Here is a 15,749-nt window from a genome sequence, read left to right as displayed (position 1 = left end):
TGGCAAGCCCAAGAGGTCCGGCGCATGCGATCCCTCCCGACATCCCTGATCCGCTCCACGGCGGCTGCCGCCGCTCTGGCCGTCAGCCTGATGGCCGCCCCGGCGTCGATGGCCCAGGAGCCGTCGCAAGATGGGGCCGCCGAGCCCTTTACCTATGACATCATGCTGGGCCTCAACCGCCTGTCGGACCCGCAGGTCTCGCCCGACGGTCACTGGGTCACCTATCAGGTGCGCGAGGTCGATCCCGTGATGGGCGGCGGCGGCGCCACCGTGTGGCTTCAGGACCTGACCGGCGACGCCGAGGCCCGCCCCCTGTTCCCGAATCGCGGACAGGGCAACACCGTCCGCTGGGCCCCCGACGGCGGCACCCTCTATTTCCTGTCCTCGCGCTCGGGCTCGAACCAGATCTGGGCCACCGACACCGAGGGTACCGATCCGGTTCAGGTCACCGACCTTCCGTTCGACGTTCAGGGCTACAAGGTCTCGCCCGATGGCGAGCGCCTGGTCGTGGCGCTGGCGGTCTATCCCGACTGCGAAACACTGGCCTGTTCGGTCGAGCGGGCGGACGCCGAGGCGGCCCGCGACAGTACCGGCCGCGCCTATGACCGGATGTTCGTGCGCCACTGGGACACCTGGAATGACGGCACCCAGAACCATCTGTTCGTCGTGTCGCTCGGCGCCGACGGCCGGGCCGAGGGTGACCCCGTCTGGGTGACGCGCGGCTTTGACGGCGACACCCCCTCGAAGCCGTTCGGCGGCGAAGAGGACTTTACCTTCACCCCCGACGGCGAGGCGATCGTCTTCTCGGCGCGCGAGGCCGGCACGACCGAGCCGTGGAGCACCGACTTTGACCTGTGGCTGACCGATGGCCTCAGCGACAGCGGCGACTTCACCAATCTGACCGACAGCAATCCCGCCTGGGATGCCGGTCCGGTGTTCTCGCCCGACGGTCGCACCCTGGCGTATCGGGCCATGTCGCGCCCGGGCTTCGAGGCCGACAAGTTCGCCATCATGCTGCGCGACATGGAGACCGGTCAGGTCCGCCAGATCGCCGCCAACTGGGATCGCTCGGCCGACAGCCTGGCCTTCAGCCCCGACGGCAACACCCTCTATGTCGCGGCCCAGGACACCGGCCACCACCGGCTGTTCGCGGTCGATACGCGCAACGGTGCGGTCATCCCCTTCACCGGCGAGGGTTCGGTCGGCAGCCACGCCCTGACCCCCTCGGGCATCGTCTATGCCCAGGCCGCGCTGGATCAGCCCGGTGACCTCTGGTTCAAGACCTACCGCGGCCGCGAAATGCCGCGCCGCCTGACCGAGGTGAATCCGGTCGCGGGCGAGCTGGCCTTCGGCGAGGCCGAGCAGTTCGCCTTCGAGGGCTGGAACGACGAGACCGTCCACGCCTGGGTGATCAAGCCCGCCAACTATGTCGAGGGCGAAAAATACCCCGTCACCTTCCTGATCCACGGCGGCCCGCAGGGCACCTTCAGCAACAACTGGTCATGGCGCTGGAACCCCCAGACCTATGCCGGCGCCGGCTATGCGGTGGTGATGATCGATTTCCACGGCTCGGTCGGCTACGGCCAGGCCTTCACCGACGCGATCAGCCAGCACTGGGGCGACCGCCCGCTGGAGGACCTGCAAAAGGGCTGGGCCCACGCGCTCGACACCTATGACTTCCTCGACGGAGACCGGGCCTGCGCGCTCGGGGCCTCGTACGGCGGCTATATGGTCAACTGGATCGCCGGCAACTGGCCCAATGCCTTCAAATGCCTGGTCAACCACGACGGCGTCTTCGACACCTTCAACATGGGCTTTGCCACCGAAGAGCTGTGGTTCACCGAGTGGGAAAACGGCGGCACCCCGTGGGAAAACCCGCGCGGCTACCAGGAATTCAACCCGGCCAACCACGTTGACAAGTGGAACACGCCGATGCTGGTCATCCACGGCGAGCAGGACTTCCGCATCCCGACCTCGCAAAGCCTGTCGGCCTTCACCGCCCTGCAGCGCCAGGGCATCGAAAGCCGCCTGCTGATCTTCCCGGACGAGAACCACTGGGTGCTCAAGCCCCAGAACAGCCTGCAGTGGCACAATGAAGTGTTCGGCTGGCTGGACAAATACATCGGCGAATAAGCAGTCGCCGGAGGCATGAAAAAGGGGACGCCGGATCAGACCGGCGTCCCCTTCGTCATATCTGGATGGGCGCCTAGCGGCGCAGCTCGGCGTGTTGCTCGCTGATCCGCTCAAAGCGGGCGTATTCGCGCTCGGTCATGCAGCGCGGGGCTTCCCAGCGCTCACCGGCGTCGCGCGCCGCCAGCAGATCCTGGGCCGATACGAACACGGGCCGCTCGCCGTATTCGCGCTCAAAGCTGGCCCGGGTCGCGGCGTCCTCGGCACAGATCATCACCGTCTGGGCAGGGGCGCGCTGGCTCTTCGGGTCGACCGAAGCCGAGGCGGGCGCGGCGGCCGCAAGGGCCAGACCGGCGGCAAGGGACAGGGACAGGGCAGTGCGGATCATGGGCGTAGGCCTCCAGCAAAAAGGGGACGCTCCCGGGCGCCTTCCCACACAGAATGCGCCGATTGATCTCAATGTAAATATTATATGACAGTTTGTGACAGAAAAAATGACATCTGCTTGGTATACGGCCTGTTTTTTCTGCGGGCGCGGCGTCCTTCTCCGCCTTGTCCCACCAGCCAAACGCCCACCCCGGCAGCCAAATCGTCCGTTCGCGCGTATCTAGGGTCCCCATGACGTCAATCCCGAGTGCATCCATGACCCGTCGCGCCACCCTGGCGACCCTGCTGGCCGGGTTTGCTGCCGCCTGTTCGCCGCTGGGCCTGCTGAACAGTCTCGGCCCGCGCGATTCCGGCGCCCGGCGGGTGGCCCGCGACCTTCCCTATGGCGGCGACCCGCGCCAGAAGATGGATGTCTATGCCCCGACCGGCGCCTCTCCCGGTTCGCCCGTGCCGACGCTGGTGTTCTTCTATGGCGGGGGCTGGGATTCGGGCTCGCGCGACGTCTATGGCTGGGCGGCCCAGGCGCTGGCGGCCAAGGGATTTGTCGTCGTCCTGCCCGACTACCGGCTGGTGCCCGAGGTGCATTTCCCCGGATTTGTCGAGGATGCCGCCCTGGCCACGGCGGTTGCCGCTGACCGTGTCAGGGATTTTGGCGGGGACCCCGACCGGCTGGGCGTGCTCGGCCATTCGGCGGGCGCCCACCTGGCCATGATGATCGCCCTGGACCGACGCTATATGGCCGCGGTCGACCGGCCCGGACTGATCAAGGCGGCGGCCGGTCTGGCGGGGCCCTACGAATTCCTGCCGTTCGACGTGAAGGCCGCCGTCAATGCCTTCGGCCGGGCGCCCGACCCCACCCTGACCCAGCCGATCACCTTTGCCCGGGCCGATGCCCCGCCCCTGTGGCTGGGCCACGGCACCGACGACACCGTCGTGCATGCCGAGGACACCCGCCTTCTGTGCGAACGGATGGACGCGGTCGGCGGCACCTGCACCGCCCGCTTCTATGAGGGCCTGGACCACGCGGATCTGGTCGCAACCTTCTCGCCCCTGTTCCGCAAGAAGGCCCCCGTGCTGGCCGAGGTCTCTGACTTTTTCCACCGGACCTTGGATCGTCCGGCCTGAGCGCGCACAGTGCCGCAAAGCTTTGCGGAGGTCCTGACATGAAACGCCCCCTTGCCGCTGTGATCGCCCTGACCGTCCTGATGGCGACCCCAGTCCTCGCGCAGGAAGCGGTGGAGCGCGCCGAGGCCGAGCATCTCGCGACCACGCCCCTGCCGTTCGATGCGCGCGAAGAGGCCCGTGAATGGCGCCTGTGGTGGGATGAGGCCGACCCGTCCGAGCGCCCGGCCATGGAGGCGCAGCGGGTGACCGAACTGGAGGTGGCGGCCTGGAGGGACCGGCAGCTCGCGCGCTATGAGACCGACTTCGACAGTCTGGCGCGCACCTGTCCCGAGGGCGTGACGGATGTCTGTCGCGTCGATGGTGCCGGTGTGACCATCGTACCCGGCGACGCGGAGGCCGGCATACAAGCGCATCCCCTGTACTGGCAGCAGTTGAGGATGGGGGGCGAGTGGGACATGCCCCGGGCGGCGGTCATCCTCTACACCCCCACGGCCGACGGCCGGCTTAAAGCCGCGACCTGGGTCCAGACGGCGATTGTTCACGAGCCGCCGGTGGTGATCGAGGGACAAGGCGACCTGTATGTCGCCGTGCCCGGCTATCATGACGGCACCGGGCGGATGAATGCCGATGTCCTGTTCCGCTGGACCCCCGACGCCGGCCGCCCCTTCACCCAGATCGACGTGACCAGCTGGAAGGCGGACCTCGCGGACCAGCTGCCGCCCGGCCTCGCGGTATGGAAGGGCGTCGGCTATCGCTGGCCGGCCCTGATGGCCGAAACCAGCCTGTGGCAGGACAATGATGCCAACTGCTGCCCGACCGGCGGCGATGCCTGGCTGTCGCTGGCGATTGAGGGGGACCGTCTGGTGATTGAGCACCTGCAGGTCAATGATCCGCTCATCACCGCCGCCACGACCATTCCGGCCGACATTCTGGGCTGGGCCGGCCGCAGGCTGGGCTGCGACCACTGGATGGGCGAAGAGGCCTATGACGCCGAACGCGGCGCCCAGATCGAGGCGGCCGTCACCGAGCTTCAATGCGACACCCTTGAGGCCGACGAGGCGGTGCTCGTCGCCCACTATGCCGACGATGAGGTGGCTCTGGCGCAGGTCGAACGGGTGCGCGGCGGCGAATAGATTGCCGTCTCGCCAAGGTCATACTGTTCCGCTAGAGGAGGCCATGACAGAGCAAATGACCCCCGACGCGGCCATCAGCCGCCTTGAAATCCTTTACGCCAAATCCGTCGACACCCTGCGCCAGGCGGTGCGGGACTTCGTCGATCACGGGACCCGCCCCGATCCGGCCGCCCGGGCCGAGGGCCTGTTCGCCTATCCCGAACTGCGCGTTCGCTGGCACGGGGACCGGCCCCAGGACCTTCAGCCCCGCGCCTATGCCCGGCTGTCGAAGCAGGGATCCTATGCCACGACCGTCACCCGGCCGGATCTGTTCCGCAGCTATCTGAAGGAACAGCTGACCCTTCTGGCCGACGAATATAACGCGACCTTCGAGGTCGGTCTGTCCCGCCAGGAAATCCCCTTCCCCTATGTGCTGGACGGGGCCGAGGTGGCGCTGGACCGCTCGATGACGGCGGCGCTGGCCCGCTGGTTCCCGACCACGGAACTGGCCCACATCGGTGACGAGATCGCCGACGGCCTGTTCGATACCTCCGGCGACTTTCCCCTGTCGCACTTCGACGGGCTCCGGACCGACTTCTCGCTGGCGCGGCTGCGGCACTACACGGGCACGCCGGTCGACGACGTCCAGTCCTACGTCCTGTTCACCAACTACAATCGCTATGTCGACGAGTTCGTCAGCTGGGCCATCGCCGAGCTGAAACGCCCCGGCAGCCCCTATCAGACCCTGTCCTGCGCCGGCGGGGTGGTGATCACGCGCGACACGCCCGACCCCGAGGCCGCGATCAGCGACACGGCCTGGAAGAAGCACCAGATGCCCGCCTATCACCTGACGGCGCCGGGCGCGAAGGGCATCACCCTGGTCAACATCGGCGTCGGCCCCTCGAACGCCAAGACCATCACCGATCATCTGGCCGTGACCCGGCCGCACGTCTGGCTGATGATCGGTCACTGCGGCGGCCTGCGCGCCAGCCAGTCGATCGGCGACTATGTGCTGGCCCACGCCTATCTGCGCGATGACCATGTGCTGGATGCGGTGCTGCCGCCGGACATCCCCATCCCCTCGATCGCCGAGGTCCAGCGCGCCCTCTATGACGCGACCAAGTCGGTCAGCGGCATGCCCGGCGATCAGGTCAAGCTGCGCCTGCGCACCGGCACTGTGGTCACGACCGACGACCGGAACTGGGAGCTGCGCTACACCCGCTCGGCCCTGCGCTTCAACCAGAGCCGCGCCGTCGCCATCGACATGGAATCGGCCACTATCGCCGCCCAGGGCTATCGCTTCCGGGTGCCCTACGGGACGCTGCTGTGCGTGTCGGACAAGCCGCTGCACGGGGAGATCAAGCTGCCGGGACAGGCCAACCGCTTCTACGAAGGCTCGATCTCGGAACACCTGCAGATCGGCATCCAGACGGTCGACCTGCTCCGCGAGGAGGGCGAGCGCCTGCACTCCCGCAAGCTGCGCGCCTTCGACGAGCCGCCGTTCCGCTAGGGCGCGGGCTTGCGCATCAGCTGCAGGGCAAAGCCGGTATAGGGCCGGGCAAAGGTCAGGAAGGACCGGACCCGGTCGGCGGTCGCCTCGATGTGCGGGCGCTCGATCCGGTCGGGATGGGCAGCGATCCACGCCCGGGCGGCGCGGTCCATGGTCTCGATATAGGCCTGCCAGGTCGCATCGTCGGCGATGTGGGTGTCCAGCACCTCCAGCCCGGCGGCCCCGGCGGCGGCCGTCCAGTCCCCAAGCGGCGTGCAGGCATTGGTCAGGGCCATGACCCGCTCCAGCGGTTCGGGCGGGGTTTCGCTCCAGTACAGGTCGCCCCAGACCAGCAGCCCCCCGGGCGCCAGATAGGTCGCCAGCTCGCGGAAGGCGTCGTTCGGGTGGCGGTGCTCCTCGCCCACCGGGTCGGTGGCGCCGACGCACAGGATCACATCCTGGGGCGGCAAATCCTCCAGCAGCGTCAGGGACCGCATCCGGCTGAGCGTCACCCGGTCCGCGACCCCCGCCGCATCGATCCGCGACTGGGCCAGGGCAGCGACGGCCATGTCGACCTCGACCGCCTCGACCTCCATGCCAAAGTCGCGGGCCAGACAGATGGCCAGCGCCGCATTGCCCGCCCCGATCTCCAGCGCCCGGCCGCCCGGCTTCGGGGCGGCCGGCGCCAGAAATCCCCGGAAGGTCTCGAGCGTCAGGGCGTTGCAGACCTCGATGACCTCATAGGCCAGGCGGTGGAAATTCATGCGCATGGGCCAGCCGTAGCGCCATGGCTCATCATGGCCACAAGAAAGTACTTTACATTGCAAAGTTGATGAGGCAATCAAGGGTCACACACGGGGCGCAGTGCCCCCGCTGACTGGAGGTAAGGGCCATGCCCCATCACGACACCGCGTCCCCGCAGGACGACATCGCCTATATCCGCACCCTCGCTGAAGAGGGACGCCACACGCCGCTGCTGAACGGCCCCGTCATGGTGGCTGCGGCCCTGATCTTCGGCCTGGCCAGCGTGGCGCAGTGGGCCATCCAGCAAGGGGTTGTCGCCATCGACCCGTGGGCCCAGCTGTGGGTCTGGGTCGCGGCCGGGGGCCTGTTTGCCCTTGCGCTGATGCTGCTGATCCGGCGGGCCAGCGGCAAGCCCGGCTACAGCTCGACCAGCAATCAGGCCGTCGGCGCCGCCTGGTCGGCGGTGGGCTTCGGCATCTTTGCCACCTGGGTCGCCTTCCTGGCGGTCGGACTGGCCAATGGCGACTGGTCGCTGATGCGGGCCATGCCGATCGTCGTGTTCGCCGCCTATGGATCGGCCTGGACGGTCGCGGGCACCATGACGCGCAAGACCTGGATGAAGCTGACGGCGCTCGCGGCCTATGCCGGTGCCGCCCTGCTGGGCGTCTTCATGAACAGCCCGATCGGCTATCTGGTGTTTGCGGCCCTGCTGGTCTTCGTTGCCCTGCTGCCCGGACTGGCGCTGATGCGTCAGGAGCCCCGGGAGGGGGTCTGAGCATGGCCGATACTCCTCCTGATGTCTTCGACATCAATGAGATCGACGACGTCATTCATGGTCGGGTGCGGCTGGGCATCATGGCCTATCTGTCCAGCGCGGGCATGGCCGACTTCAGCGACCTCAAGACCCGGCTGAAGACGACGGACGGCAATCTGTCGGTCCACCTCCGCAAGCTGGAGGAGGCGGGCTTCGTCGAGATCACCAAGCGCTTCGTGGGCCGCAAGCCCCTGACCGAGGCGCAGCTGACCGATGCCGGACGGACGGCCTTCATGGCCTATCTGGACACCCTGTCGGCCCTGATCCCACCCCGCTGACCCGCCAGACGAACGGTCACGGTGGCATGCCCTCCCGACTGCGCTATGAGAGGGTATGACCGAGCGACTGAGGCGTTTTGAGGCGATCGACAACTTCCGCGACTTCGGCGACTACGCCGGGGTCGCGGGTCGGCATGTGCGGCCCGGGCGGTTGTTCCGCAGCGCCCATCAGGCCCGAGCGACCGAGGCGGATCTTGCGGCGCTTGCGGCCCTGGACCTTGGCGTGGTGGTCGATCTGCGCCGGCCCAGCGAGCGCCGGGGCCAGCCCAGCCGTAGGCCCGAGGGCTTTGCCGCCCGGCTGATCGAGAGTGCCCACGATGACGGGGGTGAGGCGCCCCATATGACCTTCCTTAAGACGGCCGATCTGACCGAGGACTCGGGCCGGGCCTTCATGACCGACACCTATCGGCGTCTGCCGTTCGAGGCGTCGCACATCGATCTGTTCCGACGCTATTTTGAAGCCCTCGCCGAGAGCGACCGGCCGGTGCTGATCCACTGCGCGGCGGGCAAGGACCGGACGGGCCTGCTGGCGGCCCTGACCCACCATCTGCTGGGCGTGGGCCACGACGACCTGATGGCCGACTATCTGCTGACCAATACGGCGGTCGATCTGGAGGGACAGGCCGGCTTCGTGGCAGAACGGCTCAAGGCCATGACAGGGCGCTCGGCCTCGCATGCGGCGGTGGTCGCTTTTCTGGGCGTGGCGCCCGCGTTTCTGGACGCGGCCATGGCCGAGATGAGGGCGGTGCACGGGTCGGTCGACGGCTATCTGGTCGAGGCGCTGGGCATCGATACAGCCCGGCGGGAGCGGATTGTGGAGCGGCTGTCGGCATGATCCGGCCTTATGCGGCGCGGCGGGAACGCGCCCTGCCGTGGCGTGACCCGCTGGAGGTGCTGCAGGCGATCGGGGCGCGAGACGGGATGCTCGGCCTGTTCAGCGGCACCGGGGGAAGGGTGATGATCGCCGCAGATCCCGATGCTGTCCGGCAGATCGACGAGGATACGGCGGCCGTCACGGCCCTGCTGGATGATCCCGCCTGGGCTGAGGGGGCGGTCCAGCTACTGGCCTATGACGGGGGTGCCCGCCCGGCGACGGGGCCGCGGCCGTCGGTCTGGCCCGACCTGATGGCGGCGCGTTATCCGGCCTGGCTGGTGTTCGAGACCGCACCCCGCACCCTGACCGCGATCGGGCGGGGCGAGGACGCAGGCGCGGCCGAGCACGCGCTGGATCAGGCCGTGGGCTGGACACAAGCCGGACGCCCGCAGCTTGCCGTCGAAGGCCCGCTGTCCCCGCGCTTCGACGCGGAGGGCGACGAGGCGGGTTATCGCGCCGCGGTGGCCGATGTCGTGGCGCGCATCGCGGCGGGCGAGCTGTTCCAGGCCAATATCGCCCGGGCCTGGACCGGCGAACTGAAGCCCGGGGCCGACCCGCTGGATGTCTTCCTGCGGCTGGTCAGCGACAGTCCGGCACCCTATGCGGCCTTCTGGCGGCTGGGCGAGCGGGCGCTGGTGTCCAACTCGCCCGAGCTGTTCCTGACGCTTGAGCCGGGCGGGCGGGTCGAGACCCGGCCGATCAAAGGCACGCGCCCGCGCCGCGCCGACCCCGCCCTGGATCAGGCGGAGGCGGAGGCCTTGCGGGCCTCGGCCAAGGATCGGGCTGAAAATCTGATGATCGTCGACCTGATGCGGAACGACCTGTCGCGGGTCTGCGCGCCGGCGTCGGTTCAGGTCGACAGCCTGTTTCAGCTGGAATCCTACGCCAATGTCCATCACCTGGTCTCGACCGTCAGTGGCCGCCTTTCGCCGGGGCAGGGCGTCGGAGAGGTGATGGCCGCGACCTTTCCGCCGGGTTCGATCACCGGTGCGCCGAAGCATCAGGCCATGAAGGTCATCGCCGGCCATGAACCCCCGCGCGGGGCGTGGTGCGGCAGTCTGCTGCTGCGGGAGGGGGCGGGGACGCTGACGGCCTCGGTCCTGATCCGGACGCTGGCCTTCGAGCAGCGGAAGGGCCGCTGGCACTGGCGGACGCAGGCGGGAGCCGGGATCGTCGCCGACAGCGATCCGGCGGCGGAGTCCGACGAGGTCCTGTCCAAGATCTCGGCGATCGAACGCGCGCTGACCGAGGCCTAGGGCACCAGCGCCACGCGCTCGACCGTGCGCGGGCGTAGATAGAAGGTGTGCGAAAAGGTGGTGATGCCCGGCATCATATAGTCGACGGGGGAATCGTAGTCGTAGAGCGACTCGGACACGATCACGCTCTCGCCGATCGCGATCAGGCCAACGGGCACGGTGATGCTGCTGCCGGTCGCCCGGGCGGCGATGCCGCTGCCCCGGCTCCAGTCAATGCGCACCGTGCTGTCGTTGATACGCCGGGCGCTGGAAACCCGGAGGCTCATGCCGTCTGCCGTGAAGGGCGCCATGATCAGCTCGCCGACCTGGAAGATGTCGTCGATCTCGCCGCCTGTGACCCGCTCTTGCTGGGCGATCAGGTCGGCGACCATGGCGGCCGAATGGCTGGCGCGCTTCTGGGCCATATAGCCCTGACAGAACTCGGCCAGACCGAAGTAGAAGAAGATCATCACCGGAGCCAGCATGGCGAATTCGACGGCGGAGACCCCGCGCCGGTCCGCGCCCAGCTTGCGCCACGGACGCCTGAGGATGCCGCGGCTCTTCACCGGTAAGGCTCGTTGCGAAAGGCGGTGGTCGCGGTCAGGATCGCCTTGCCGTCTCCCATCCGGGCCAGCCCCTGTTCGAGGAAGGGGGTGAACAGGGTGTGCCGGTACCAGGCCCGCACCAGCATCAGGCTGCCCGGATTGCCGTGGTCATAGCCCAGGCCCGCTTCGCTGAAGCTCTCACCGGCCGTCGGGTCGGGGGGATTGGGATTGGTGAACTGCGGAATCTCGCGCACATCGACCGTGACCTTGGTCGCGCAGTCGCTGGTGAAGATGCTCATCCGGGCGCACAGGGCGGTCTTGAACTGCTCGGCGTTGAAGTCTTGATTGTCGGCCTGACCGGTGCGGACCAGCCGCCCGCTCTCGATCACGGCGTTTTCGAGCATCGAGTCGAGCACGAAGACAAACGCCAGTTCGAGCACGGCGAACATCATGAAGAAGAAGGGCATGGCCACCATGGCGAACTCGACCGCAGTCGAGCCGCGCCGTGCCGCCAGAAAGCGGTCCAGCGCCGTTCGCGATCGGGCCACTCGAGGCATGACTACGGTGTGCCGGTCGAACGCAGGGTGGGCGAGCAGGTCGTGCCACAGGCCATTTCGGTCACCTCGCCCCCGCGCCAGACCCGCACCTGTCCGGAGTCGCCGGCGCTGACGATGATCTGGCTCTGGAAGACGGTGCGACCGATGCTGTCGACGGCGACGATCTGGGTCACGCCATAGCCCTTGCCGGTCACGAACAGGGTGTTGGCATCGACCACCGTGACGTCGGCGATCTGCGGATTGCCGACGATCACGGATCCGGCGGGGGCGCGCAGCTGGATGCGGGCGGACTGGTCGATGTCGACGCGCAGCGGGTCCTGGGCCAGGGCCGGGGCGGCGACGCCCGAGGCTACGAGGGCCGCGGCGGCGAACATCAGGGAGCGGGGCATGTAGCGAGCCATGGGGCGATCTGCCTTCCAATATCATCAGCGCGCCCGCGTCAGGCGCGCGCGAGGCCCAAGGGACCACTGAATCCTCAAGAAAGGCTGAAAGCCTGTCGGATCGGCATTATTAGAGTAAATGATCTGGTAACCATGAATATAACAAGCAAAGCTGTTCACTTTACTTGTCCTTAAGCCGTGCCGTGCATGATGAGGGTGTAGGGGGTCAAGCGGGCAAAAACCGACGACCCTGATGGTGCAATCGTTAGCTCGCTCAAGGAAAAGGACTATCACATGACCAAGTTTATCTCGCGTTTCGCCCAGGACGAATCCGGCGCCACGGCCATCGAGTACGGCCTGATCGCGGCCCTGATCGCCGTCGTCATCATCTCGGCCGTGACCGCGCTCGGCACGACCATCAAGACCAAGTTCAATGCCGTTGTGACCGGCATGGGCGGCACCGCCGGCGCCTAACGCCGACACGTCTTGAAACCGAATGGGGGGCCGGAGCGGCGACGCTTCGGCCCCTTTTCGTTGATACCCTGTGGAGCCTTGCCTGAACAAAATCAGAGTAAACGACGAATAACCATTACTCTCGACGGCTCCTTAACTGCCTGCCGCTAGTCTGATCGTGCAATCCGGGGGCCGAGCGGGCGACCGTCTCCCCCATTCACGCCCGCAAAGAACCGACCAAGAGGACACCATGACCAAGTTTATCTCGCGTTTCGCCCAGGACGAATCCGGCGCCACGGCCATCGAGTACGGCCTGATCGCGGCCCTGATCGCCGTCGTCATCATCTCGGCCGTGACCGCGCTCGGCACGACCATCAAGACCAAGTTCAATGCCGTTGTGACCGGCATGGGCGGCACCGCCGGCGCCTAACGCCGACACGTCTTGAAACCGAATGGGGGCCGGAGCGGCGACGCTTCGGCCCCTTGTCGTTGGCAGGGGGGCTCCTTCAGGGAAACCCCGTTTTAACGCGTGTCGTGCAAGGGTTCGGCCATGGACACACTGACCCTGATGCTGCTGGCGTCGCTGCCCGCCCTGGTGATCATCGCCGGGCTCAAGGATCTGACGTCGATGACGATCCCGAACTGGATCTCGCTGTTCCTGATCGGGGCGTTTTTCCCAACGGCCCTGGCGGTCGGGCTGCCGTTGTCGACGGTCGCCGCCCATGTCGGGGTGGCCCTGCTGGCCCTGTTTGCCGGCGCCGGGATGTTTGCCCTGCGCTGGATCGGCGGCGGTGATGCGAAATTGATGGCGGCCTCATGCCTGTGGCTGGGGGTTGCGGGGTCCGGCTATTTCCTGCTGTGGACCGGCATCGTGGGCGGGGTCTTCTGTCTGGCCCTGATTTTCGCCCGTTTTCACGCCCGTCCCTATTTGTCCGGGGTGCCCGGCTGGGTGTCGCAGTTGATGGAGCCCAAGGGCGACATCCCCTATGGCGTGGCCATCGCCGTCGGCGCCCTCCTCGCCTATCCGGCCAGCACCATGGTCGAGCGGTTCGCCGCCGGCCTCTAGACCGAAATCGGTCCAGTTTTACCCGAGAGCCTGACTCACGGCATCGGCGGAATCACGAAGCGACTCCCCCTCGACCGATAAGGCTCCAGCCCGGGAAGCACTTGTGAATCCGGGCTTAGGGGAGCGTTAACTCGCGCCCTTCATGGTCGTTAACGGTCAGGTTGCCCGGGGCATGATTCGGGTTGACCGCTTGCCGCCGGAGACCCTGGATGAAGCCCGCCCGTATCGTCGTGATCTGCGTTGCGGCCATCTCTGCCATCGGCCTGGCATTGGTGGTGCGCACGATGGGCTCGTCCTCGGGCCAGCCGACCACGCCTGCCGCCGCTGAATCGCCTGCCCAGCCGACCGAGCCGATGGCCAAGGTGCTGGTCGCGGCCAAGGACCTCCAGGCGGGCAGCCGCCTGACCGCCGCCGACATGGTCTGGAAGGACTGGGCCGTCAGCGCGGTCGACGCCACCTTCGTCACTGACGGCACTGTGCCGATTCCGGCCAGGGGCCAGACGGCGCCCGCGGTCCAGAAACCCGACGGTGCCGTAGCCCGCGTGACCCGGGCCGCCACCGAGGCGGTGACCCAGGCTTCCAAATCCGATTTCGTCGGCGCCGTCGTACGCGAGACCATTCTGGCCGGAGAGCCGATCGTGGCGCGCAAGGTCGTGCCGGCGGGGGACAGTGGCTATATGGCCGCCTATCTGGAGCCGGGCATGCGCGCCATGGCCATCCGCGTGACGGTCGAGACCGCCGCCGGCGGCTTTATCCTGCCCGGTGATCGGGTCGATGTGCTGCTGACGCGCGAGACCAATCTGGCGAATATGGGCGCCCAGGAAGGCGACCGGCCGCGCTTTGCCTCTTCCACGGTGCTGCAGAACGTCAAGGTTCTGGCGATCGACCAGTCGACCCGCGTCTCGGATTCCGAACAGGCTGTGGTCGGCGCGACCGCCACGCTCGAGGTCCGGCCCGGCGATGCCGAAGCCCTGGCGCTGGCCAAGTCCGAGGGTGAACTCAGCCTGGTGCTGCGCTCCTATGCCGACACCGGCGGGCCCTCCGGCCGGGTCGGCGCGGCGCCCAGCGCCGAGAGCGGCACGGTGCGCGTCTATCGCGGCGGCGAAACCGAAGTGGTGGTAGTTCCATGAGCCCGACATCCCGCCTGATCCGAAGCGGAGGCACGGCCCTTGCGGCTGCGGCCACCCTGCTGCTGGGCATGGCGTTCACCGCCCAGCCGGTTCAGGCCCAGAGCCGCGAAGTGGTGACCATGGGCACCGGCACGCGTCTGGTCAGCCTGCCGCGCGGGACGTCGATGGCGGTCGACCTGCCGAATGACGCCCGCGATGTGATCGTCTCCAATCCGACGGTCGCCGAGGCGGTTCTGCATACCCCGCGCCGCATCACCATCATCGGCCTGGCGCCGGGCGAGACCGATGCCGTGTTCCTGGACTCCGCCGGTCGCTCGATCCTGACACTGCGGATCCGCGTCGATGCCGGGGTCAGCGCCCTTCAGGACACGCTGAGCCGCATCCTGCCAGGCACGGACGTGCGCGCCGAGGCCGTCAATGACCGGATCCTGCTGACCGGGACTGTGTCCAGCCCCGGCGAGGCCGACCGCGTCACCCAGATCGCCAGCGCCTTCGTCGATGCCCCGGAAAAGATCATCAATATGATGACCATCACCGGCTCGGATCAGGTGATGGTGCGCGCCCGCGTGATCGAGGTGCAGCGCTCGGCCGTGAAACAGCTGGGCTTCGATGTGACCACCATCCTGGATACGGTCGGCGACGGTCTGCAGCTGACCAACTCGGCGACCTTTGCCGTGGCCGGCAGCCAGCTGGGCGGCGGTAGCCTGCGCTATACCGACGCCAACAATGACGGCGAGGGCCTGACCGGCACGCTTCGGGCGTTCGAGCGGGCCGGCCTGGTGCGGGTCCTGGCCGAACCCAATGCCACCTCGGTGTCCGGCGAGAATGCCGAATTCCTGGCGGGCGGCGAGTTTCCCGTGCCCGTCGGTCGCGATGACCGCGGCAATATCCTGATCGAGTTCAAGCCCTATGGCGTGCGTCTGGCCTTCCGCCCGATCGTGCTGTCGGGCGGCCGGATTTCGCTGCAGCTGTCGACCGAAGTGTCGGAGCTGAGCACCTCCGGCGCCTTTACCCTGGGCGGCACCGCCGACAACGCCCTGGTCATCCCGGCGCTGAATGTGCGCCGCGCCTCCTCGACCGTGGAGCTGCCCTCCGGCGGATCGCTGATGATCGCGGGCCTGCTGCGCGAGGATACGCGCCAGAACATCGACCAGCTGCCGCTGCTGGGGGACATCCCGGTGGCCGGCGGCCTGTTCCGGTCGCGCGACTATCTGTCGAACGAGACCGAGCTGGTGATCATCCTCGAGGCCTATATCGTCTCTCCGACCAGCCCGAACGAGCTGCAGACCCCCGCAGACGGCCTGACCATCGCGGGCGATGCCTCGACCCTGCTGTTCGGCCAGTTGACCCAGACCTATGGCCCGGCGCGCCAGACCGGCGATGCCGCTCCCGCCCGCTGGGTCGGCCCGGTCGGCTATGTGATCGAATGA

Annotated in this window: 18 protein-coding genes; 13 read left to right on the top strand and 5 right to left on the bottom strand. The window is 67.6% G+C overall.

The genetic code is table 11. The features are described from left to right. Positions 1-24: 24 nt before the first annotated feature. Complete coding sequence (locus V7672_RS12380) at positions 25-2,133, top strand: S9 family peptidase (RefSeq protein ID WP_335624907.1); 2,109 nt, start codon at positions 25-27, stop codon at positions 2,131-2,133. Positions 2,134-2,206: 73 nt separating this feature from the next. On the opposite strand, the gene V7672_RS12375 is transcribed toward V7672_RS12380, so the two are convergent. After that, positions 2,207-2,518, bottom strand: coding sequence for a hypothetical protein (locus tag V7672_RS12375; protein ID WP_335624906.1), 312 nt, complete (start codon positions 2,516-2,518; stop codon positions 2,207-2,209). Between the two features lie 254 nt (positions 2,519-2,772). On the opposite strand from V7672_RS12375, the gene V7672_RS12370 reads away from it, so the two are divergent. From V7672_RS12370 to V7672_RS12360, 3 genes are read left to right on the top strand one after another with little or no spacing between them, the layout of a single operon-like run. Continuing rightward, complete coding sequence (locus V7672_RS12370) at positions 2,773-3,642, top strand: alpha/beta hydrolase (protein ID WP_335624905.1); 870 nt, start codon at positions 2,773-2,775, stop codon at positions 3,640-3,642. A 38-nt stretch (positions 3,643-3,680) separates the two neighbouring features. Then, the gene (locus V7672_RS12365; protein WP_335624904.1) at positions 3,681-4,775 is read left to right on the top strand and encodes a hypothetical protein; all 1,095 of its coding nucleotides are present in this window, start codon (positions 3,681-3,683) and stop codon (positions 4,773-4,775) included. A gap of 43 nt (positions 4,776-4,818) precedes the next feature. Beyond that, complete coding sequence (locus V7672_RS12360; protein WP_335624903.1) at positions 4,819-6,264, top strand: AMP nucleosidase; 1,446 nt, start codon at positions 4,819-4,821, stop codon at positions 6,262-6,264. Here the strand turns inward: V7672_RS12360 and V7672_RS12355 are convergent. Then, positions 6,261-7,007, bottom strand: a complete 747-nt coding sequence (locus tag V7672_RS12355; RefSeq protein ID WP_335624902.1) for an SAM-dependent methyltransferase — start codon at positions 7,005-7,007, stop codon at positions 6,261-6,263. The genes V7672_RS12360 and V7672_RS12355 overlap by 4 nt on opposite strands. Before the next feature lie 128 nt (positions 7,008-7,135). Between V7672_RS12355 and V7672_RS12350 the strand changes: the two genes are divergently transcribed. From V7672_RS12350 to V7672_RS12335, 4 genes are read left to right on the top strand one after another with little or no spacing between them, the layout of a single operon-like run. Further along, positions 7,136-7,762 carry a hypothetical protein gene (locus tag V7672_RS12350; protein WP_335624901.1) on the top strand — a complete coding sequence of 209 codons (627 nt, stop codon included), beginning with the start codon at positions 7,136-7,138 and terminating at the stop codon, positions 7,760-7,762. Positions 7,763-7,764: 2 nt separating this feature from the next. Further along, on the top strand, positions 7,765-8,079 hold the full coding sequence (locus V7672_RS12345; RefSeq protein WP_335624900.1) for a winged helix-turn-helix domain-containing protein: 315 nt from the start codon (positions 7,765-7,767) through the stop codon (positions 8,077-8,079). Between the two features lie 55 nt (positions 8,080-8,134). Beyond that, entirely contained in the window at positions 8,135-8,914 is a 780-nt protein-coding gene (locus tag V7672_RS12340; protein ID WP_335624899.1) for a tyrosine-protein phosphatase, read from the top strand. Next, positions 8,911-10,209: an anthranilate synthase component I family protein gene (locus V7672_RS12335; RefSeq protein WP_335624898.1), complete on the top strand. Its 1,299-nt coding sequence runs from the start codon at positions 8,911-8,913 to the stop codon at positions 10,207-10,209. The genes V7672_RS12340 and V7672_RS12335 overlap by 4 nt, the downstream gene beginning before the upstream one ends. Here the strand turns inward: V7672_RS12335 and V7672_RS12330 are convergent. The 3 genes from V7672_RS12330 to V7672_RS12320 are packed head-to-tail and all read right to left on the bottom strand — an operon-like array spanning position 10,206 to position 11,679. After that, on the bottom strand, positions 10,206-10,754 hold the full coding sequence (locus tag V7672_RS12330; protein ID WP_335624897.1) for a TadE/TadG family type IV pilus assembly protein: 549 nt from the start codon (positions 10,752-10,754) through the stop codon (positions 10,206-10,208). The two genes, V7672_RS12335 and V7672_RS12330, sit on opposite strands and share 4 nt — an antisense overlap. Then, positions 10,751-11,290, bottom strand: coding sequence for a TadE/TadG family type IV pilus assembly protein (locus tag V7672_RS12325; protein WP_335624896.1), 540 nt, complete (start codon positions 11,288-11,290; stop codon positions 10,751-10,753). Before V7672_RS12325 ends, V7672_RS12330 begins: the two co-directional genes overlap by 4 nt. Positions 11,291-11,292: 2 nt before the next feature. After that, on the bottom strand, positions 11,293-11,679 hold the full coding sequence (locus tag V7672_RS12320; RefSeq protein ID WP_335624895.1) for a pilus assembly protein N-terminal domain-containing protein: 387 nt from the start codon (positions 11,677-11,679) through the stop codon (positions 11,293-11,295). Between the two features lie 285 nt (positions 11,680-11,964). Here V7672_RS12320 and V7672_RS12315 point away from each other — a divergent pair, with 285 nt between their 5' ends. The 5 genes from V7672_RS12315 to V7672_RS12295 all read left to right on the top strand — a co-directional run bounded on the left by V7672_RS12315 (position 11,965) and on the right by V7672_RS12295 (position 15,749). Further along, on the top strand, positions 11,965-12,144 hold the full coding sequence (locus V7672_RS12315; protein WP_123288020.1) for a Flp family type IVb pilin: 180 nt from the start codon (positions 11,965-11,967) through the stop codon (positions 12,142-12,144). Between the two features lie 229 nt (positions 12,145-12,373). After that, positions 12,374-12,553 (top strand): Flp family type IVb pilin, encoded by a 180-nt coding sequence (locus V7672_RS12310; RefSeq protein WP_123288020.1) that lies wholly within the window; start codon positions 12,374-12,376, stop codon positions 12,551-12,553. A 120-nt stretch (positions 12,554-12,673) separates the two neighbouring features. Continuing rightward, the gene (locus V7672_RS12305; RefSeq protein ID WP_335624894.1) at positions 12,674-13,189 is read left to right on the top strand and encodes an A24 family peptidase; all 516 of its coding nucleotides are present in this window, start codon (positions 12,674-12,676) and stop codon (positions 13,187-13,189) included. 209 nt (positions 13,190-13,398) lie between these two features. Next, entirely contained in the window at positions 13,399-14,319 is a 921-nt protein-coding gene (cpaB, locus tag V7672_RS12300) for a Flp pilus assembly protein CpaB (protein WP_335624893.1), read from the top strand. Beyond that, entirely contained in the window at positions 14,316-15,749 is a 1,434-nt protein-coding gene (locus V7672_RS12295) for a type II and III secretion system protein family protein (RefSeq protein ID WP_335624892.1), read from the top strand. Before cpaB ends, V7672_RS12295 begins: the two co-directional genes overlap by 4 nt.

The sequence above is a fragment of the Brevundimonas sp. genome, assembly GCF_036963785.1.
Taxonomy (GTDB): Bacteria; Pseudomonadota; Alphaproteobacteria; order Caulobacterales; family Caulobacteraceae; genus Brevundimonas.
Note: the sequence above shows the minus strand (reverse complement) of the source record. Positions and strands in the feature narration are given on the sequence as shown.